General features: G+C 69.0%; 16 protein-coding genes and 2 pseudogenes. 10 read left to right on the forward strand and 8 right to left on the reverse strand.

What is annotated here, in order from left to right; genetic code table 11:
* Window positions 1-38 precede the first annotated feature (38 nt).
* The 6 genes from X946_RS10265 (at window position 39) to X946_RS10290 (ending at window position 8,524) form a co-directional block, all read left to right on the forward strand.
* Window positions 39-914, forward strand: coding sequence for an isochorismatase family protein (locus tag X946_RS10265; protein WP_038746681.1), 876 nt, complete (start codon window positions 39-41; stop codon window positions 912-914).
* Between the two features lie 14 nt (window positions 915-928).
* Window positions 929-1,249: a DUF2218 domain-containing protein gene (locus X946_RS10270; protein ID WP_052145050.1), complete on the forward strand. Its 321-nt coding sequence runs from the start codon at window positions 929-931 to the stop codon at window positions 1,247-1,249.
* A 60-nt stretch (window positions 1,250-1,309) separates the two neighbouring features.
* Window positions 1,310-5,278: a non-ribosomal peptide synthetase gene (locus tag X946_RS10275; RefSeq protein WP_235364012.1), complete on the forward strand. Its 3,969-nt coding sequence runs from the start codon at window positions 1,310-1,312 to the stop codon at window positions 5,276-5,278.
* A 4-nt stretch (window positions 5,279-5,282) separates the two neighbouring features.
* Window positions 5,283-6,074: a 2,3-dihydro-2,3-dihydroxybenzoate dehydrogenase gene (locus X946_RS10280; protein WP_038746687.1), complete on the forward strand. Its 792-nt coding sequence runs from the start codon at window positions 5,283-5,285 to the stop codon at window positions 6,072-6,074.
* Between the two features lie 64 nt (window positions 6,075-6,138).
* Window positions 6,139-7,239 carry a 3-deoxy-7-phosphoheptulonate synthase gene (locus X946_RS10285; RefSeq protein WP_038746689.1) on the forward strand — a complete coding sequence of 367 codons (1,101 nt, stop codon included), beginning with the start codon at window positions 6,139-6,141 and terminating at the stop codon, window positions 7,237-7,239.
* A 49-nt stretch (window positions 7,240-7,288) separates the two neighbouring features.
* On the forward strand, window positions 7,289-8,524 hold the full coding sequence (locus tag X946_RS10290) for an MFS transporter (protein ID WP_052145051.1): 1,236 nt from the start codon (window positions 7,289-7,291) through the stop codon (window positions 8,522-8,524).
* Between the two features lie 213 nt (window positions 8,525-8,737).
* Here the strand turns inward: X946_RS10290 and X946_RS10295 are convergent, their stop codons facing one another.
* Both X946_RS10295 and X946_RS33585 read right to left on the reverse strand, forming a co-directional pair.
* Window positions 8,738-9,109 carry a hypothetical protein gene (locus X946_RS10295; RefSeq protein ID WP_038746692.1) on the reverse strand — a complete coding sequence of 124 codons (372 nt, stop codon included), beginning with the start codon at window positions 9,107-9,109 and terminating at the stop codon, window positions 8,738-8,740.
* A 472-nt stretch (window positions 9,110-9,581) separates the two neighbouring features.
* Window positions 9,582-9,872 (reverse strand): hypothetical protein, encoded by a 291-nt coding sequence (locus X946_RS33585; protein WP_152611675.1) that lies wholly within the window; start codon window positions 9,870-9,872, stop codon window positions 9,582-9,584.
* A 250-nt stretch (window positions 9,873-10,122) separates the two neighbouring features.
* Between X946_RS33585 and X946_RS35070 the strand changes: the two genes are divergently transcribed.
* Window positions 10,123-10,353, forward strand: coding sequence for a hypothetical protein (locus tag X946_RS35070; RefSeq protein ID WP_038746698.1), 231 nt, complete (start codon window positions 10,123-10,125; stop codon window positions 10,351-10,353).
* 103 nt (window positions 10,354-10,456) lie between these two features.
* Here X946_RS35070 and X946_RS10310 read toward each other — a convergent pair whose 3' ends face one another.
* Window positions 10,457-11,212, reverse strand: a complete 756-nt coding sequence (locus tag X946_RS10310; protein WP_038746700.1) for a Mut7-C RNAse domain-containing protein — start codon at window positions 11,210-11,212, stop codon at window positions 10,457-10,459.
* Here X946_RS10310 and X946_RS10315 point away from each other — a divergent pair.
* Window positions 11,102-12,262 carry an NAD(P)-dependent oxidoreductase gene (locus tag X946_RS10315; protein ID WP_268811005.1) on the forward strand — a complete coding sequence of 387 codons (1,161 nt, stop codon included), beginning with the start codon at window positions 11,102-11,104 and terminating at the stop codon, window positions 12,260-12,262. The genes X946_RS10310 and X946_RS10315 overlap by 111 nt on opposite strands.
* Window positions 12,263-12,404: 142 nt before the next feature.
* On the forward strand, window positions 12,405-13,055 hold the full coding sequence (locus X946_RS10320; RefSeq protein ID WP_038746706.1) for a LysE family translocator: 651 nt from the start codon (window positions 12,405-12,407) through the stop codon (window positions 13,053-13,055).
* 96 nt (window positions 13,056-13,151) lie between these two features.
* On the opposite strand, the pseudogene X946_RS10325 reads toward X946_RS10320, so the two are convergent.
* Window positions 13,152-13,691 (reverse strand): annotated as a pseudogene (locus tag X946_RS10325) (MFS transporter); the annotation flags it as partial.
* On the opposite strand from X946_RS10325, the pseudogene X946_RS10330 reads away from it, so the two are divergent.
* A pseudogene (locus tag X946_RS10330) lies at window positions 13,682-14,158 on the forward strand (substrate-binding domain-containing protein); the annotation flags it as partial. The pseudogenes X946_RS10325 and X946_RS10330 overlap by 10 nt on opposite strands.
* A gap of 218 nt (window positions 14,159-14,376) precedes the next feature.
* Here X946_RS10330 and X946_RS10335 read toward each other — a convergent pair.
* From X946_RS10335 to argC, 4 genes are all read right to left on the reverse strand, one after another.
* Window positions 14,377-15,207 carry an OmpW/AlkL family protein gene (locus tag X946_RS10335; RefSeq protein WP_038746709.1) on the reverse strand — a complete coding sequence of 277 codons (831 nt, stop codon included), beginning with the start codon at window positions 15,205-15,207 and terminating at the stop codon, window positions 14,377-14,379.
* A gap of 19 nt (window positions 15,208-15,226) precedes the next feature.
* The gene (locus X946_RS10340) at window positions 15,227-16,483 is read right to left on the reverse strand and encodes a DUF2957 domain-containing protein (protein ID WP_038746713.1); all 1,257 of its coding nucleotides are present in this window, start codon (window positions 16,481-16,483) and stop codon (window positions 15,227-15,229) included.
* A gap of 126 nt (window positions 16,484-16,609) precedes the next feature.
* The gene (locus X946_RS10345) at window positions 16,610-17,983 is read right to left on the reverse strand and encodes a DUF2957 domain-containing protein (RefSeq protein ID WP_038746716.1); all 1,374 of its coding nucleotides are present in this window, start codon (window positions 17,981-17,983) and stop codon (window positions 16,610-16,612) included.
* 475 nt (window positions 17,984-18,458) lie between these two features.
* Window positions 18,459-19,403, reverse strand: a complete 945-nt coding sequence (gene argC / locus X946_RS10350) for an N-acetyl-gamma-glutamyl-phosphate reductase (protein ID WP_038746717.1) — start codon at window positions 19,401-19,403, stop codon at window positions 18,459-18,461.
* Window position 19,404: the final 1 nt, after the last annotated feature.

The following is a 19,404-nucleotide window of genomic DNA, read 5'->3' on the forward strand; positions in this document are numbered from 1 at the left end:
CGAATTCCTCGACGTTCCCAAACAACTTCACCAGCGACATGGCCATTCCGAAAATCCCTTCCTATCCGATGCCGGCGGACATTCCCGAGAGTCGCGCCGCATGGCGTTTCGACGCCGCGCGCGCGGCGCTCCTCGTGCACGACATGCAGGACTACTTTCTCGACTTCTACGATCGCGACGCGGCGCCGATTCCCGATGCGATCGCAAACGTGCGCCGCCTGATCGGTTTCGCGCGCGCGAACGGCATGCCGGTGTACTACACCGCGCAGCTGCCGCGACAGGCGGCCGCCGAACGCGGGCTGCTGACCGACATGTGGGGGCCGGGGCTCACCGCGCAGCCCGAGCGCGCGTCGATCTGCGCGGCGCTCGCGCCCGCGCCGGGCGACATCGTGCTCGACAAGTGGCGCTATAGCGCCTTTCAACGTTCGGATTTCGAATCGATGCTGCGCGGCGCGCGGCGCGACCAGCTCGTGATCTGCGGCGTCTATGCGCACATCGGCTGCCTGATGACGGCGTGCGAAGCATTCATGAAGGATATCGAACCGTTCTTCGTCGCCGATGCGCTCGCCGATTTCTCCGCGCGCGAGCATCGGATGGCGCTCGATTACGTCGCGCGGCGCTGCGGCAAGGTCGCGCTCGCGCGTGAGATCGCCGACGACCGGCGGGCCGAGGCCGAGCCGGATTCGATCGAGGCCGTCTCGACGCAGGTTGCGCGGATGCTGCGGATCGCCGCGGCGGATCTGCAGCCGCACGACAATCTGCTCGACCACGGGCTCGACTCGGTGCGGATCATGACGCTCGTCGAGACGTGGCGTCAGGCGGGGCGCGACGTATCGTTCGTGCAGCTCGCCGAAGCGCCGACGCTCGCCGCATGGTCGCAACTGCTGCAACGCGCGGACCGAGTGGCCGCATGACGAGGAGGACGACGATGCGACAACCCGATACGAACGCGCCGTCGGACGCGCTGCTCGTCAGCACCGCCGAAGTCTCGGTGCCGCAGGCCGATCGCGTGCTGTTCAAGATGTGCAAGCACTACGCGATCAAGATTCCGGTCGCGTTCGACGAACATCGCGCGGCGATCGATTTTCCGTACGGCAAGTGCCACGTGCTGCGCACGGACGACGTGCTCAGCATCCGCTGCGAGGCCGATTCGATCGAGAAGCTCGAACAGATCCAGTACGTGATGGACGAGCATCTCGCGTTGATGGCGCGCAACAAGCAACTGGCCGTCGACTGGCGGCGCGCCTGACGCGCGCCGCGTTCCTTTTCTCTTTCCGCACAACGCTCCATGCAGCAAACGAGTCAACGGATGCGCGCGACGTCCGCGCAATACGGCATTTGGGTCGCGCAGCAGGTCGACCCGGAAGACCCCGGCTATCTGACGGCCGAGACGATCGAGCTCGTCGGCGCGCTCGACGTCGACGCGCTCGCCGCCAGCGTCGAAGCCGTGCTCGATCGCGCGGATACGCTGCACATGCGCTTCGAGTGGGCCGACGACGCGCTGTGGCAGCACCGTCGCCCCGAGCGCGCGCAACTGCGCGTCGTCGATTTCGCCGCGCACGACGACCCCGAGGCGGCCGCGCGCGCGTGGATGCAGGCGTCGCTGTCCGTGTGCTGCGACGTGACGTCGGACGAGCTGTATCGCACCGCGCTGCTTCGGCTGTCGCCGCAGCGCCATTGGTGGTATCTGCAGATCCATCACATCGCGATCGACGGGTTCGGCTTCAACCTGATCGAGCAGGCGGTCGCGGCGCGCTACAACGCGCGCGTTGCGGGAGCGCCGCCGCCCGCGCTGCCCGATTGGAACGTCGAGCGCGTCGTCGCGGCCGAAGCGGCGTATCGAGAGACAGGCGGCTTCGAGCGCGACCAGACATTCTGGATCGAACATCTGCGCAATGTGCCCGCGCCCGCCGAGATCGCGCCGAAGCGGGATGTCGGCGCTACGGCGCTGCGCCGCGTGCTGACGCTTGCGCCGGAGCAGGTCCGCGCGCTTTGCGCGGCCGCCGAGCGTGCGGGCGCCGAATGGACCGCGTGGATGCTGGCCGCGATCGGCGTGTGGCTCGGCAAGCAGAGCGGGCAGCGCGATTTGACCTTCGGCCTGCCGGTGATGAACCGGCTCGGCACGCCCGCGCTCAACGTGCCGTGCATGGCGATGAACATCGTGCCGTTCGGCGTGCACGTGCGCGCGGATGCGACGCCGCGCACGCTCGCGGCCGACGCCGTTCGCCGTCTGCGCGCGATCCGGCCGCACCTGTACTACCGCTATGGCTGGATTCGCGGCGATCTCGGGCTGCTCGAGCACAACACGTTCCTGTTCAACCAGGCGGTGAATCTGATGCCGTTCGAGCGGCGGATCGCGTTCGCCGGATTGAAGAGCGATACGCAGGCGGTCAGCGGCGGTCCCGTCAAGGATCTGAACGTGACGCTCGTCGTGCGCGACGGCGCATGGCGCGTCACGCTCGAAGCGAATCCGAACGCGTATGACGATGCGCGCATGTCGGCGCTCGCCGACAGCCTCTCCGCCTGGCTCTTCGCGTTCGCCGCGCACGAGCCCGATGCGCCGCTCATGCCGCTGCTGCACGATTTGCCGCCGCCGTCGATCTGTCGCGGCGAGCCGCTCGCCGAGCCCGTCGCCGACGTGCTCGCGCTCGTGCGGCGAGCGGCCGAGCGCGCGCCGAGCCAGCTTGCGATCGAAGCGGGCGACGCGCGAATCGATTACCGGATGCTGCTCGCGCGCGTCGATGCGATCGCCGCCGCGCTCGTGCGGCACGGCGCGAACGCGCGCAGCCGGATCGCGATACTCGCGCCGCGCTCGCCGGATGCGATCGCGTCGATGCTCGCGGTGTTGCAGATCGGCGGTGCGTTCGTTCCGATCGATCCCGACGGCCCCGCGCGACGCACGGCGAGCGTGCTCGCGGACGCCGCGCCCGATCTCGTGCTGACGCACGCGCGATGGCGGCAAGACGCCGGTGCGGCGACGGCGGTCGATCTCGACGAGATCGATGCAGCCGATGCAGCCGATGCAGCCGGCGCATGCGAAGCATCCGCGGCGTCGGATGCCGACGCCGACGCCGCGCGCATCGCGCATTCGGCCGCTGCATCGGGCGTCGAACCCGATCCGCGGCATCCGGCCTATCTGCTCTATACGTCCGGCTCGACCGGCAAGCCGAACGGCGTGCTGGTCGGCCGCCGCGCGCTCGCGCAGTTCGTCGCGAGCACGCGCGCGCTGTACGGCGTCGGCCCGGCCGATCGCGTGCTGCAGTTCGCGCCGCTGCATTTCGACGCGAGCCTCGAAGAAATCTTCGTCACGCTCTGTCGCGGCGCGACGCTCATGTTGCGCGACGACGCGATGCTTGATTCGGTCGCGACGTTCGCCGCCGCGGTCGAGCGTCTCGGCGTGACCGTGCTCGATTTGCCGACCGCGTACTGGCACGTGCTCGCGCACGCGCTCGACGCCGAATCCGCGCGCCGGCTGGGCGGCGTGCGGCTGACGATCGTCGGCGGCGAGGCCGCGCTGCCCGAGCGGATCGCGCGCTGGCGCGAGCTGCTGCCGCGGCAAATCCTGCTGAATACGTACGGGCCGACCGAGGCGACGATCATCGCGACGGCCGCGCGCGTCGGCGGCCCGGGAGCGGTCTGGCGCGCGGGCGAGGCCGTGCCGATCGGCCTGCCGCGTCCGGGCGTCGACGCGCGCATCGTCGACGCGCGGCTGTATCCGGTCGCGGTGGGGCGCGTCGGCGAGCTGGTGCTCGTCGGCGATGCGCTCGCGCTCGGCTATCTGAACGATTCCGAGCTGACCGCCGCGCGTTTCGTCGCGCTGCCGGATACGGGCGAGCGAGCATATCGAACGGGCGATCTCGCGCAATGGCGCGACGCTCAGTTGCGCTTCGCAGGCCGCGTCGACCATCAAGTGAAGATCAGCGGCTTGCGCATCGAGCCGCTCGAAATCGAAAACCTGTTGCTTCGGATGCCGAACGTGCGCGAGGCGGCTGTCGTGCCTGTCGCGCGCGGCGCGGGCGTCTGCACGCTGACGGCGTTCGTCGTCGGCGAACGCGACGTGGACGCATTGCGCGCGCTGCTCGCGCAATCGCTGCCCGCGCCGGCGATTCCCGATGGGTGGCATGTGCTCGACGCGCTGCCGCGCAATCCGAACGGCAAGACCGATCGCAAGGCGCTGCTGGCGCGTGCGGCGCAGCGCCGCGCGGATGCCGCCGGCGGCGATGCCGGCGCGAGCGAGCTGGAGCGGCAGGTGATGCAGGTCTGGCGGCAAGTGCTCGGCGACGTGTCGCTCACGGGCGCGTCGAACTTCTTCGATCTGGGCGGCAAGTCGCTGCAGGCGATCCAGGCGGCCGCGCAGCTCGCGATCGAGCTGCGCCGCGACGTGCCGGTGTCGATGCTGTTCCGCCACGCGACCGTGCGTTCGCTCGCGCAGGCGCTGACGGCGCCGCTCGCCTACCACCGCCCGCAAACCGCTCATGATGCGTTCGCGCCTTCGCTTGCGATCCAGGCAGGGCGGGCCGACGCGCCGGCGCTGATCTGCTTGCATCCGGCCGACGGCCTCGCATGGGGTTATCTGCGCGTCGCGCGCCATCTGCCGGACGTGACCGTGCACGGCTTGCAATTGTCGGTCGACGAGACGCGCGGCGCGCAGGACTTCGATGCGCTGATCGAGCGCTACGCGGCCCGCGTGCGCGCGCTGCAACCCGACGGGCCGTATCACCTGCTCGGCTGGTCGCTGGGCGGCGCGCTCGCGCACGGCGTGGCCGCGAAGCTGCGCGGCACCGGGCACGCGGTCGGCCTGCTCGCGCTGATGGACAGCTATCCCGCGTCCGCGTGGGCCGCGCATCCGATGCCGACGCTGCGCGACGCACTGCAGATCCTGCTCACGGTGAACGGCGATTTCGACACCGAAGGCGTCGCGCACGACGTGCTGCGCCAGCGGCTCCTGCGCGCGAACAGCGCGTTCGCCGCGCTCGGCGCGCCTGGGCTCGACGCGTATGCAGATCAGGTGTTGCGGCAGATGCGGCTCTTCCGCGCAAGCGAGACGCCGCGCTACGACGGCGACGTGCTGCTGTTTCGCGCCGCGCGCAATCCGGCGCACGTGCCGACTCCCGCCGCGTGGAGCGCGCATCTGCGGCCGGGCGCGCTCGCATGCCGCGTGCTCGCGTGCTCGCACGAGGGGATGTCCGATCCCGCGCCGATGGCCGAGATCGGCGCGGCGCTTGCCGAGCGCCTTCACGCGAACGCGCACAAATTCGACGATTTTTCAGGAGCTTGATCCGATGAGCAGCACCTTCACCGAATTTCCCGGGGGCGTCGCCGTCGTGAGCGGCGCCGCGCAAGGAATCGGCGCGGCGGTCGCCCGCGCGCTCGCCGCGCGCGGCATCGTCGTCGCGGCGCTCGATGTCCGTGCGGACGCGCTCGCGCAACTCGCGTCCGACGCGGAATCGGCCGGCGCACGCATTCATCCGTTCGACGTCGACGTTGCGAATGCCGACGCGGTGCGCGCGGCCGTCGATCGCATCGACGCGACGCTCGGCCCCATCGGCATGCTCGCGAACGTCGCGGGCATCCTGCGTCTTGCCGATTTCCGCACGCTCGGCGACGACGACTGGGCACACAGCTTCGCCGTCAACACGCACGGCGTGTTCCATCTGTCGCGCGCGGTCGCGCAGCGGATGATCCCGCGCCGCGCGGGCAGCATCGTCACGGTCGGCTCGAACGCGGCGCTCGTGCCGCGCATGCGGATGGCGGCCTATGCGGCGTCGAAGGCGGCCGCGCATCAGTTCACGAAATGCCTCGGGCTCGAGCTTGCCGAACACGGAATTCGCTGCAACGTCGTCGCGCCCGGCTCGACCGATACGCAGATGCAGCGTCAGCTCTGGACCGACGAGCGCAGCGTCGACGCGGTGATCGACGGCTCGCTGCCCGCGTATCGCACGGGCATTCCGCTGCGCCGGATCGCCGATCCGGACGATGTCGCGTCGGCCGTGCTGTTCCTGCTGTCGAACGCGTCGCGCCACGTGACGCTGCACAGCCTGTGCGTCGACGGCGGCGCGACGCTCGGCGCGTGATGCGCGAGGCGCCGCGCGGCGAACACGCGCGCGACGGCTCCTTCACTTCTCTGGCTATCCGCTTATGAAAAACATCACCCTGTACCCGAACGGCGGCGTGGCCGGATCGCTCGCGGGCGTCGCGCGGCAGCGGGTCGGCATGCGGCTGCCGACGCCCGCCGCGCTGCGCCGCCGCTATCCGCTTTCGCCGACGATCCAGACGACCGTCGACGCGGGCCGGCGGCAAGTGCAGGCGATTCTCGAGCAGCGCGATCCGCGCTGGCTCGCGATCGTCGGGCCGTGCTCGATCCACGATCCGCAGGCGGCGCTCGATTACGCGCTGCGTCTCGCGCGTCTCGCGGACGCGGTGCGCGACGTGTTTTGCGTCGTCATGCGCGTGTACTTCGAGAAGCCGCGCACGACGGTCGGCTGGAAAGGGCTCATCAACGATCCGCGCCTCGACGGCAGCCACCGCATCGACGAAGGGCTCGCGACCGCGCGCCGGCTGCTGTGCGAGGTGAACGCGCTCGGGCTGGCGGCCGCGATCGAGGCGCTCGATCTCGTCACGCCGCACTACCTCGGCGACCTCGTGAGCTGGGCCGCGATCGGCGCGCGCACGACCGAATCGCAGGTGCACCGCGAGATGGCGTCGGGGCTGCTGATGCCGGTCGGATTCAAGAACGGCACGGACGGCGGCGTCGAGATCGCGATTCACGCGATGCAAAGCAGCATGCGGCCGCATGCGTTCATCGGCATGCACGACGAAGGTTATCCCGTCGTGCTGCACACCGACGGCAATCCGTATGCGCACCTCGTGCTGCGCGGCGGCCGCGACGGGCCGAACTACGACGCCGCGAGCGTCGCGGCGGCCGAGCGTGCGTTGCGCGCGAGCCGGCTGCCGACGAACGTCGTCGTCGATTGCTCGCATGCGAACTGCGACAAGCGGCATGCGCGGCAGGTTGCGGTGCTCGACGACGTCGTCGAGCAGATCTGCGCGGGCAACCGCTCGATTCGCGGCGTGATGCTCGAGAGCTTTCTCGAGGAAGGCCGGCAGTCGCTCGACAACGGCGTCGACGCGCTGCGCTACGGCTGCTCGATCACCGATCCCTGCCTCGGCTGGAACGCGACGGAAGCGGCGCTCCTCGCCGCGCGCGCGCGTCTTGCCGCTCACGTCGCACGCCGCTGACGCATTCGGCGCGCGTTGCGCATTCATTCATCGAACCAACAGGAGCCACATGTCCACGACTTCCGCTGAAACTCCGGCCGCCGCCGCCGATCGCGCCGGCTTGCCGCTGATGCCGCTTCTTGTCGCGAACTTCACGATGATGGCGGGCAACTACGCGTTCGTCGCGATCGCGGCGCCGCTCGCGCGGATGCTGCATCTGCAGGCGTCGCACATCGGCGCGGCGATCGCCGTCGTCGGTGTCGTCTGGATCGCGACCGCGCGCCGCTGGGGGCGCGCCGCCGACGTTCGCGGCCGCGTGCCGGTGATGCGCGCGGCGATCACGGGCTTCGTCGCGTTTTATCTGCTGCTCGCGTGCTACGTGTGGTGGGCGTTGCGCGACGGCGCGCACGCGGTGCCGGCGCTCGCGCTGAACCTGGCCGCGCTCTTCGTCGCACGCGCGGCGATGGGCGGGTGCTTCGCGGGGCTGCCCGTCGCGGCGACCGCGTGGATCGCGGACCGCACCGCGCCGCAGCGGCGCGCCGCGACGATGGCGCGCTTCGGCGCGGCGGGCGCGATCGGCATGGTGATCGCGCCGCCGCTCGCCGGCTGGATCGGACGTTTCGATCTTGCCGCGATGCTCGCCGTGTTCGCGCTGTTGCCGCTCATGGGCTTGCCGGGGCTGGGCCGCCTCGACGACGCACGTCCGCGCGAGGTGCGCGGTGCGCCGCCGCGGCTCAGGATGACCGACGCGCGAATCCGGATGCCGTGGCTCAGCGCGATGGCGCTGTACAGCGTCATCGCGATCGCGAACAGCGCGCTCGGGTTTTACGTGATCGATCAGTTGCGCGTCGATGCGCAGCGCGCGGCCGTCGTCGTCGGCTATGCGCTCGGCTGCGCGGGGCTCGGCCTGATCGCGATGCAATCGGCGGTCGCACGGCTGCCGCGCGTCGCGCCGCTGCAATGGCTGCGCTGGGGCGCGCTCGCGAGCGCGGCGGGATTCGCGTCGGTGCTGCTCGTCGAGCCTGCGCAGCCGATGGTCGTCTGCGCGGGGTATCTCGTTGCGGCGTTCGGGATGGGGGCGTCGTTTCCGGCGGTCTCCGCGCTCGCGAGCGCGGCCGTCGACGCGCGCGAACAGGGCGCGTGCGCGGGCACGATGTCGGCCGCGCAGGGGCTCAGCATGATCGTCGCGCCGCTCGTCGGCACGGCGCTGTACGACTGGCGCCCGCAGGCGCCGTTCGCGCTGATCGGCGTGCTGCTGCTGCTCGTGTTCTGCGCGACGTGGCGGCGCGCGGCTGCGAAGCGATGAAGCGGTGAGGACGTGGATCGCGCGGTGCGAGGCTGCGGCGGCGCGCGATCGATGATTCATGATGCGCTTACGCGCAAGACGCGCAAGACGCGCAAGACGCGCAAGACGCGCAAGACGCGAAAGACGCGAAAGACGCGAAAGACGCGAAAGACGCGAAAGACGCGAAAGACGCGAAAGACGCGAAAGACGCGAAAGACGCGTGCGCGCCGCGCGTCAGACCGCGCAGCGCGCGATATGGAAGCGCAATTCGGACTCTTCCGGATCGCCGTCGCCGCTGCGCGGGCGATAGACGCCGATGTTCGTGCCGGCCGACGCGGTCGGCGAGAGCGTGACGGTCCAATCGGCATCGGCCGAGTACGGACCGATCAGAACGGTGGTCGGGTTCTGCTGCGCGACGCGCGCCTGCGGCACGCGGCTCGTCAGGCAGCGCTCGACGTCGCGCGGGCTGCGCGGCGACGCGACGTAGATGATCCGGCCGCTCGGCGATTCGGCTTGCGGGCCGTTCGCGGGCGAGCCGGCGCAACCGGCGAGCGCCGCCACGGCGCCGACGAGCGCGCAACTGGCGAGAATCTGAGTCGATTTCATGGGCGATCCAAGGTGAGTCATTCGGCAAGAACGCGTCCGGATTCTATGCGTTTCGCGTCGGTCCGATGCGCGACATCGCGCGAGCGGCGGCGCGCCGAAGAGATTGAGGAAAATCCGATCGTGTGGCGAGCCTAACAAGGCAGGCGCATCGATTGTGTTAAAAATTGTTTTCGGTCGAATGTCTCGTGCCGGTTCGAGCGTTCGCGGCGGCGTGCTCGTGGCCGCATGCATCGAATGCGAATCGAACGTCGAGCGAACGCAGCCGCGTTGCGCGGCGGCCCGCCGGCGCGCGCGTTCGGGCCGATTTCGAGCGCGCCGATGCGCGAGCGCGGGATGGCGCTGCGCGATATTCGGTGACGACCGATTCGTTTGTCCGAGCGCGCGTGCGTGTCCGATGCGCGCGCCGAACGAATCGCAAAGCGCGCAGCGATTCACGTCACGCGATCGCCGCGCATTTGCCTGTCGACGCGAATTATTTTCGAGCGATCGCGCCGCGTCGCGACGTTCGTCGATTGCGCGGCGCTCTGCCGCATTGCATCGCACGTACCGCGCTGCGCTCGCCCGCCGCCCGCCATTCGACGCAATGCCATGCGCGCGCCGTCCGCGATGCGGCTCGCTCGCCTGCCGAATGCGCCGCGATGCAACGCAATGCCTCCACTCGTCGAATCGAGTCGAATTTGTCCGGAACTTGATCGAACCGATTGAATCGCGAGATTCGCATGTCGCGAGAAATCCCGGCGCGCCGCATTTGATCGAGATCCACGCATTTCTCGACGATCGTGCTATCTATTCGATCCTTCGGGCCGGATTCGCATCGGCGCGAAAACATGCGCGGTGTGTCAACGCGGTGTGCATTCGCTGCGTTATACAACCGGCGCACGAGCGTTCACGCTGACGGAAACCTTGCGTTTCGTAAGGTGTGCGTCGTGAATCTCGACTGATACCGGCGCCGGATGCGCTCCAACGCATCGTGATTAACCGGATATTTCCGTTTGGATATTCAAGGAAAAACAATGAAGAAGATCATCGCTTCGGTGGCAACCGCCGCTATCGCATTCGCTTCGGCTTCCGTGTTCGCACAAGCGTCGGCACCGGCAGCTTCGGCGCCGGCGGCGGCTTCCGCCGTCAAGCACGACAAGAGCAAGCCGAAGCACGAGCTGAAGAAGCACGGCTCGGCGAAGGCCAAGGCGAAGGCGGACGCCGCGTCGGCAGCCGGCACGAACGACAAGGGCGCGCAGCAGTAAGCGCTTGCCCGGGGCGGCGCATGCGGCGCCGTCGGCGTGTCACGACAAACCCCGCGTTCTCGCGAACGCGGGGTTTGTTTTTCGTGCGCGCTTCATGCGCGCATCAGGCGTGCGGCGGTTTCGGCTGCGACACGTGATCGATCAGCGTGCGCATGCGTTGCCAGTGCGAGCCTTCCCAGAACACGCGGCGGCAGACGTCGCAGGTGACGAAGCGCGTGTGGTGCTGAAGCACGCCTTGCGGCGCGCGGCCTTCGGCTTCGGCGGGCGCGATGCGCCGCAGCGGCGCGTTGCACGACAGGCACAGCCGGAACGGCTGCGCGCTGCCCGCGAGATCGAGCCGGTCGAACAGTTCGCGCAATTGCGCCTGCGGCTTGAGCGCGCGCACGTAGCAGCCGTGCGTGATCGTGCGGCGCTTGAGCAGCTCGCGATCGCGCGTGAGCACGATCCGCGCGTCGCGCGCGGCGATCGCCTCGATCAGTTCGTCCGGGTAGTGGTTGTCGTACAGCGTGTCGAAGCCCGCGAGCCGCAGCAATTGCGCGAGCCCGCCGAGATGCGCGTCCGCGATGAAGCGCGTGATGCGCAGCGGCGCGGCGCGCACGCGCAGGAGCGGGCGGATGTCGATCGTCTCGAAGGTCGGGTAGACGGCGACGCGGTCGCCGTGCTCGAGCATGCGGCTGAACGGCGACGATTCGCCGTTCACGAGAATCAGCTCGACTTCGGTGTGCGGGACGCCGAGCGCCTCGATCACATGCTTGACGCTCGCGCCGCGCATGCAGGCGTGCTCGAATTCGCGGCGGCGCAGCGGCCGCGCGAGGAAATCGTTCAGCTCCTCGTAGAAGCGGAAAGTCACGGTGACCATCGGGCCAGTATCGCACCGCCGCGCGCTTCCCGCACATCGCGCCGCGTGCCGCGTGCCGCGTGCCGCGTGCCGCGTGCCGCGAGACGCGAGACGCGAGACGCGAGACGCGAGACGGCAAATGTCGCGCGCCTGTGCTTTACTCGTGGTTTCGACGGATATGACGAATACAAGGAGCGCGACATGGACATCGGCTTTATCGGCGTGGGCGAGATGGGCAGCGCCATTGCGGGCAATCTGCTGAAGGCGGGGCATTGCGTGCGGGTGTGGAACCGCTCGGCCGAACGCGTCGCGCCGCTCGTCGCGCTGGGCGCGCAGCACGTCGCGACGCTCGCCGAGGCGTTCGCGGGCGACGCGGTGTTCTCGATGCTCGCCGACGACGCGGCCGCGCGCGGCGTGTTCGACGCGGCGCTCCTCGAGCATGCGCCGCGCGGCCTCATTCACGTGAACATGGCGACGATCTCGGTCGCGCTCGCCGAGCAGCTCGCGCACGCGCACGCGGAGCGCGGGATTCACTACGTCGCGGCGCCCGTGATGGGGCGCCCGCACGTTGCCGCCGCCGCGCGGCTCACGATCATCGCGGCCGGGCCCGCGGAGGCGATCGACCGGATGCAGCCCGCGTTCGACGCGATCGGGCAGAAGACCTGGCGGCTCGGCTCGCTACCGCAACACGCGAACGTGGTGAAGATCGCGGCGAACTTCGCGCTTGCGTCGGCGATCGAGACGATGGGCGAGGCGGCGGCGCTGCTCGCCGCGCACGGCGTCGCGATGAACGACTATCTCGACGTGATCACCAACAGCGTGTTCCCCGGCCCGGTCTATCAGGGCTACGGCGCGATGATCGCCGAGGCGCGCTACGAGCCGGCGCTCTTCAAGGCGCGGCTCGGCCTGAAGGACGTGCGGCTCGCGCTCGAGGCGGGCGATGCGCAGTCGGTGCCGCTGCCCATCGCGAGCGTGGTGCGCGACAGCCTGATCGAAGCGATCGCGCACGGCGACGGCGACAAGGATTTCGCGGTGCTCGGGCAGGTCGCGGCGCGCCGGGCGGGGCAGTGACGCGCCCGCGAGCGCCGGGCGCACCGCGCGCTGCCGCCTGCCGCCTGCCGCCTGCCATCGGACGATCGCCCGGCGGCAGGCAACTTCGCACGATCCCCGGCATAATCAACGTTTCCATTTCAGTTTCGAAAGTGGGGCGGCAATGAATCTGCATACGTGGTGGCTGTTCGTCGCGACGGTGTTCGTCGTGTCGGCGATTCCCGGTCCGAACATGCTGCTCGTGATGACGCACGGCGCGCGTCACGGGCTGCGGCGTTCGACGGCGACGATGGCGGGCTGCATGACGGCGCTCGTCGCGATGCTGTCGGTGTCCGCCGCGGGGCTCGGTGTGTTCCTCGAGGCTTGGCCCGCGATGTTCGATGCGCTGCGCTTCGCGGGCGCCGCGTATCTGATCTATCTGGGCGTGAAGGCGTGGCGCGCGCGCGTCGACGCGGAATCGGCGGCGGATGTCGCCGACGCCGCGCCGCCCTCGGGCCGCACGGCCGCCCCCGCGTCGCGCTGGGCGCTGTTTCGCAACGGCTTTCTCGTCGCGGGCAGCAATCCGAAGGCGATCCTGTTCGCCGCCGCGCTGCTGCCTCAGTTCATCGACGCGTCCGCACCGACGCTGCCGCAGTTCGGCATCCTCGTCGCGACGTTCGCGGTGATCGAGGTGAGCTGGTATCTCGTCTATGCGTCGTTCGGCACGCGGATCGGCGTGACGCTGCGCAGCGCGAACGTCGCAAAGGCGTTCAACCGGCTGACGGGCGGCCTGTTCGTCGGCTTCGGCGCGATGATGGCGCTCGTGCGGCACTGAGCGGGCGCATACACCGGCGAAACACGGCGCGCCGCTCACGCGCCGCATGAAAGAACGAGACGCTCCGCATCGGCGACGACGCGGGGCGTTGTCGTTTCAGCGCACCGCCTGCCCGCGCGCGCCGATCCGGTCGAGCGCGAGCGCGAACGCGGCGCCCGCGAACGCGAGGCCCACCGCGCACACCGCGCACACCGCGCACACCGCGCACACCGCGCACACCGCGCCCCAGCCGGCCCACGCTCATGCCGCGCCCGCAAGCATCGCGCCGAGCGATCCGCCGACGAAGAACAAGCCCACGAACAGGCCGTTGAGCCGCCCGTGCGTGGCGGGATTCAGCAGGTTGACCGCGCGGCGGCCGAGCGTTTGGTCGGCGACGACGCCTGCATCGAGCGCCGCCGCGCCGGCGACGAGCAGCGCGAGCGCAAGCGTCGGATGCGCGGCCGCGTCGAAGCCGCCCCAGCCCGCGCCCGCCATGCCGAGCACCATCCCCGCGGCGAGCATTGCCGCATGCGCGCCGCGCAATGCGCCGCGCTCCCAGCCGCGGTCGCCGGCCAGGCCCGCGAACGGCGTGACGATCGCGCCCGTCGCGCCCGCGAACGCGAACATCGCGATGCCGTGCAGCCCGAGATCGGCTCGTGTCGACGCTGCTCGGCGTGCAGCCGACGGCGCTTGTCGTCGCGCGCGATTTCGCGCTACCGCCGGGGCCGCTGCCGCTCGACGCGCTCGCGCGCTACCCATGGGTGCCGAGCCAGGACGGCTGCGGAATGCGCTCGGCGCTGAGCCGCGCGTTCAGCGCGGCGGGGCTGCCGTTCGACGTCGCGGTCGAGGCGTTCGGCTCGGACCTGCAACTGTCGCTCGTCGCGCGCGGCGCGCGGCTCGGCGTCGCGTCGGCGGCGGCGCTCGCGCGCAGCCCGCATCGCGGCGCGCTGCGGGTCGTCGAAACGGAGGACGTCGAGCCGGGAGTCAACGTGTGGCTCGTGCGCGGCGTGCTGCCGGGGCGGCTGATGCGGCCGGTCGAGCTGCTGCGCGAGCGGCTCGGCGCGGTGCTGGAGGAGGAAAGAAGCAGGCGATGGGGCGGCGAAGCGACAATGCCGGCAAATTAGAACCGGCATTCAAGGGAAAATCCGTATTTTCTGGATGGAAATGTTGCATTGCGTCAAACAAACGGGTATAGTTCGAACCGTCTCCTCCATGTCTCCTCTGATATGGATTCAGCCCGCCTCTTCAGGCGGGCTTTTTTTTGCCCGCTTTTTACCCGCGTGTTGTTTGCGTGTTGCCCGCGCGAACCCGAGGCCGCGTCCGCGCGGGCGGCCCCCCCGACTCAGAACTTGTAGGTCACGGCGACGAAGCTGACGATCGGGTCCGCCTTCAGCTCGTTTTTCGATTCCGCCAGCACCGTGCCGTCGGCGGCCTTGATCGTCACGGTCGACGTCGTCTTCAGCGGAATGTACGTGACCGACGCGAGCAGGCCCCAGTGGTCGGTGAAGTTGTACGTGATGCCCGCGTTGAACACCGGCTGCCATGACGACGACGCCTTCGCCGACACCTGCGTCGGCCCCGGCTTGCCTGCGCCCGCGGCGAGCACCGCGCCGAGATTGTCCTGCGTCGACTTCACGAAGTTGCGGTTCAACTGAAGGTCGCTGAACCAGTTGTACGACACGCCGATGCCGACGAAGGGCCGCACCTTCGACGTCGCCTGCAGGAAGTAGTACTGGAACAGTACGGCCGGGCTCCACTGGCGCACGCTCTTGACGATCGGGTTGATCTGCGGATCGCCGAGGTTCTGCGACGCGAGCGCGCCCGCCGGGCCGGGCGGGCGGATCGTGCCTTGCCCCGTGATCTTGAAGACGGGCGGCACGCCCGCCACCGTCGTGACCGCGATGTTGTCCGTGAGGAAGTGGCTCGTCGTCAGGCCGACCGTGTCCGCGCCGCTCGTGCGCGTGCCGGTGCCCGGCGACGTGAACGACCCCGTCAGCCCGAGCGGCGTGTTGATCGGCGTCGGCGCGACGCTCGTCGTGAGCGGGGTCGTGCTTTGCTGCGGCATCACATGGAACCAGCCGAGCGTGACGACATTGCTGCCCGCGCTTTGCGCGTGAGCGGCGAGCGGCGTCAGCGCGGCGGCGCCGAGCGCCGCGCACAGTGCTTTTTTCATAAGGCCTCCCGAGCGCCGCTTATTGCACGAACGCGCCGACCGTGAAGTACGGCGACGACGAGTTGGACATGTCGAGGAAGCCGAATGCCCCGCCCGCGCCCGTGAAGATGAACTTGCCGGTCGGCGCCGAGCTGCTCGCGCCTACGTGCGACGACGTGATCGTGCCCGGCACCGTCTGCGTGTAGTCGAGATTGAGCGCGGTGGCGAGCGACGCCTGCGACGCATTGAACGGATCGAGAATCGTCGCCTGCTTGTCGACGAGCACCGTCGAGCGGTAGTCGAACTGGCTGTCGACGCCGATGTATTCGCCGTTGACGAACCCGACGTTGATCGCCGTCTGCGGCGCGAGGAGCGAGATGCTCGATTCGTCGTCGGCGGTGAGGCCCGGCACGCCGTTCGCATCGGGCGTCGGGTTCGGGTTCGCGACGCCCGTGCGGATCAACACCGGCACGAGCTGCTTGTTCACCTTGCCGACGATGAGGAAGCCCTTCGCTTGCGGCACCGTCGCGAGCGTCGGCTTCAACTGGCTCTGGAAGTGGTCCGTCTCGAACGCGCCGGTGCCGTTCGACGATTGCGCGAGGTTCGTGCCGGGCTGGCGGCAGGTGCCCGCATAGATGCCCGTCGAATCGCAGCGGGTCCAGGTGCCGTCGGGGTTGATCGTCACCTTCGCGTCGATCGTCGCGGGCGCGAAGCTTTGCGAGGCCACCTGGCCGTAGCCGAGCTCGCTGTACGTGCCGGCGATGTTGGCGATGTTCGTTTCGAGCGACGAGAACGCGATGAACGGATAGTACGGGAACTTGGTGTCCGGAATCGCGCCCTGGCCGAGCAGGCCGCCGTACTGAAGCTCCGCGCCGGGAATCGTGCCGCCGACGATGCCCATGCCGAGGAAGATGCGCGCCGGCCGGTTCGGATCGAGGCTCGCGCCGTTCAGACGGAACGAGCAGTTGTTGAGCTTTTGCGTCGGCAGCAAGGTTTCCTGCGTGAGCGTGCCGCTTTGGGTCGTGCCCGCGCGCGACGGCGCCGCGGTGCCCGTCGTTTGCGGAATCGGCGACGCGACGAAGGTGATCTGCCAGGTCATCTTCGTCGTGTCGATCTGCAGTTTGACGAGTTCGCCGTCGCCGCCGCCGCCCGTGTAGACCGTGCCGTAGTCGACCGTCGACGGGCACAGCGCGGTTTCGACGAGCGGCTGCGAATCGCTGCCGCCGCCACCGCCGCTGCACGCCGAGATGAAGGGCGCGGCGCATGCCATCGCCAGGATCAGATTCCGCTGCTTCATGTTGCTCCTCCAAACTCCAGAATTGTCTTTATCCGGCGGCCGGCTCCCTTGCGGCCGCTCTCGATATCGCCCGCTGCGGCGCGGCCCGGCGCGATGCGTGTCGCCGGGCCGCGCGTGCGGGTCTCGTTACTTGCTGACTTGCGCGCCGACGCCGAAGTAAGGCGCGGACGGCGTCTGGCCGGCGATCGCCGAGCTCTGCGTGATCCCGCCGTTGACGGTGCCCTGGATCAGCGTCGCGAACAGCCCGCCGTTCGCGATCACGAAGCCCGACGCCGACGTGTCGGTCGTCGTCGCGCCGAGCAGGCCCGGCGTCGACTGGCCGTAGTCGAGGTTGAAGCCGGTTTCCGCCTGCTGCGTGCTCGGATTGACGAACGTGCCCGTCGTCCCCTTGACCACCGTCGCCGTGTACTTGAAGTTCGAGTCCGCGCCCGCGTAGCCGCCGTCGACGCTGCCGAGCGCGAGCGCCGTCGCCGGCCCGAGCACCGCGATGCCCGATTCGTCGTCGACTTGCGCGTCGGTGTGCAGCGGCGGCGTGCCGAGGTTCACGTTGCCCGTGCGCACGACGACGGGCACGGTCGCGCCGTTCAGCTGGCCGAGCACCATGTGCGCGACCGCCGACTTGCCCGTCGCGCCGATGAGCGGCAGCTGCGTCTGCGGCAGGATCTGCGGCGCCTGCGTGCTGTTGAAGTAGCCGCTGCCGCTCGACGCCCACGGGTTGCCCGTCGTCATGCAGCCCGACGCGCTCGTCGACGTGCACGCACCGTTCGAATCGAATGTCTCGTTCGCGTTGACGCCCTTCGTCGCGTAGTTGCTCGACGGCACCGAGTGGTATAGCAGCGCGTTGTACGTGCCCGCGAGCTTCGTCACGTCGGTCGTCGTGTTCGAGAAGGCGAGGAACGGATAGAAATCGAAGTGACGCTGCGGCACCTGGCCGATGTTCTGCAGCACGCCCGGGATGATCGTGAGGCCGCTGTACTGGACCGTCGCGCCCGGGATGCCGCCGCCCGCGACGCCGAAGCCGACGAGGATCATCGGCGGGTTCGCCTGGTTGAAGTCGGCTGCGGTGGAGTAGGTCGAGTTCGTCGCGGGGGAGGTGCCGCTGCCCGGCAGCAGCACGAACGCGCAGCGCGTCTGCTCGGCGGTGGGCAGCGTGCCCGCGGGCGGATGCGCGACGCTGCCCGTGATCGTCGTGCCGGCGCGAGTGGGCGTGACGGTGCCGGTCGCGAGCGGAATCGGGGATTCGAGCCACTTGAGCGTGTACGTCATCGTGGTCGCGTTGATGTTCAGGCTCACGATCTCGCCGCTGCCAGCGCCGCCGAGATACGTGCTGCCGGCGATGTCCGCGGTGGCGGGGCAGAGCGACGTGTTGCCGGCCGCCGAACCGGGCGCGCCTTGGGCGCCGCAGCTTGCGCCCGAGCATTGCGGAACGGCGATGGGGGCAGGGGTGCCGCCGCCCCCTCCACTACAAGCGGCAAACAAAGGGGCGACGGCTATGGCCATTGCCACCCCTTTCGAAAAGGCGTCCGACATGCCTCTGTCTCCAATGTGTTTAATTGTGTGGGCTAATTTGGCCGTGTCGTTTTCAGCTGTCAATCGACGGAACCGTCTAACCAACACGATTTAAACAATTCACCGTATTCGGGATGCCGAAACAACGGGCTGGGGAGGGGGAATTAAAACGAGATTAGCGTTTGAAATTGGTTGCGGCGGATGCGGTGTCCCTTGTTTTTACAGGGTTTTGTTCGCGGGATACGGCGTTGGATCAACCGTTTAAAGCACGCGCATCGGGTGAATCCCTATCCGGGATAATCATGACGTTTTGAAATTTTCGAGATTTATTTTCGAGTGGGAATGAAAGTTTGTAAATATCTGTGAGCGCCGCGACATTATTTAAAGAACTTTCGGTTTCCATTCGATGCAATGAAAAAGCCGGCCACTCGGGCCGGCTTTTCTCGTGTTGCAAGCTTTGCGCCGTTCAGCGCTCGAGTCCCGTGTCCTCGGCTGCGCCGACGTTGAGGTTCATGCACTGGATCGCGGCGCCCGACGCGCCCTTGCCGAGGTTGTCGAGCCGTGCGAGCGTGACGAAGCGCTCCGCCGTGCCGAACACGAAGAGGTCGACGCGGTTCGTGCCGTTGTTCGCCTGCACGTCGAAGAAGCCGTCGTCGAGATTTTCGGCCGCGTCGTACGGCGCGACGCGCACGAACGCCTCGCCCGCGTAATGCTCGGCGAGCACGCGCTGCACGTCCTGCGGCGTCACGCGCTTGGCGAGCTGGCTCGGCGTGAAGTACGTGGTGACGGCGAGCCCCTTGTAGAACGGCCCGACGATCGGCGTGAAGATCGGCGCGCTCGCGAGGCCCGTGTGCGCGGCCATCTCCGGCAGGTGCTTGTGCGCGAGGCCGAGCGCGTATGCACGCGGGGCCGCGAGCTTCGCGCCGCCCGCTTCGTAATCGGCGATCATCTTCTTGCCGCCGCCGCTGTAGCCCGTGATCGAGTAGCTGTGCGCGGCGAAGCCCGGCGCGACGACGCCCGCATCGACGAGCGGGCGCATCGCGAGCACGAACGCCGACGCGTGGCAGCCCGGCACCGCGATGCGCTTCGCGGTGCGGATGCGCTCGCGCTGCGCGCGGTTCAGCTCGGGCAGGCCGTACGCCCAGTCGGCGCTCGTGCGGAACGCGGTGCTCGCGTCGATCAGCGTCGTGTTCGGATTTTCGACGAGCGCCGCCGACTCGCGCGACGCGACGTCGGGCAGGCACAGGAACGTGACGTCCGATGCGTTGATGAGGCGGCGGCGCTCGTCGACGTCCTTGCGCAACGCTTCGTCGATGCGCAGGATTTCGATGTCGTCGCGCGCGGACAGATATTCGAAGATCTTCAGGCCGGTCGTGCCTTCCTGGCCGTCGACAAAAACTTTCGTGCTCATC

The organism is Burkholderia sp. ABCPW 111 (assembly GCF_000773065.1).
In the GTDB taxonomy this organism is placed as follows: Bacteria; Pseudomonadota; Gammaproteobacteria; order Burkholderiales; family Burkholderiaceae; genus Burkholderia; species Burkholderia savannae.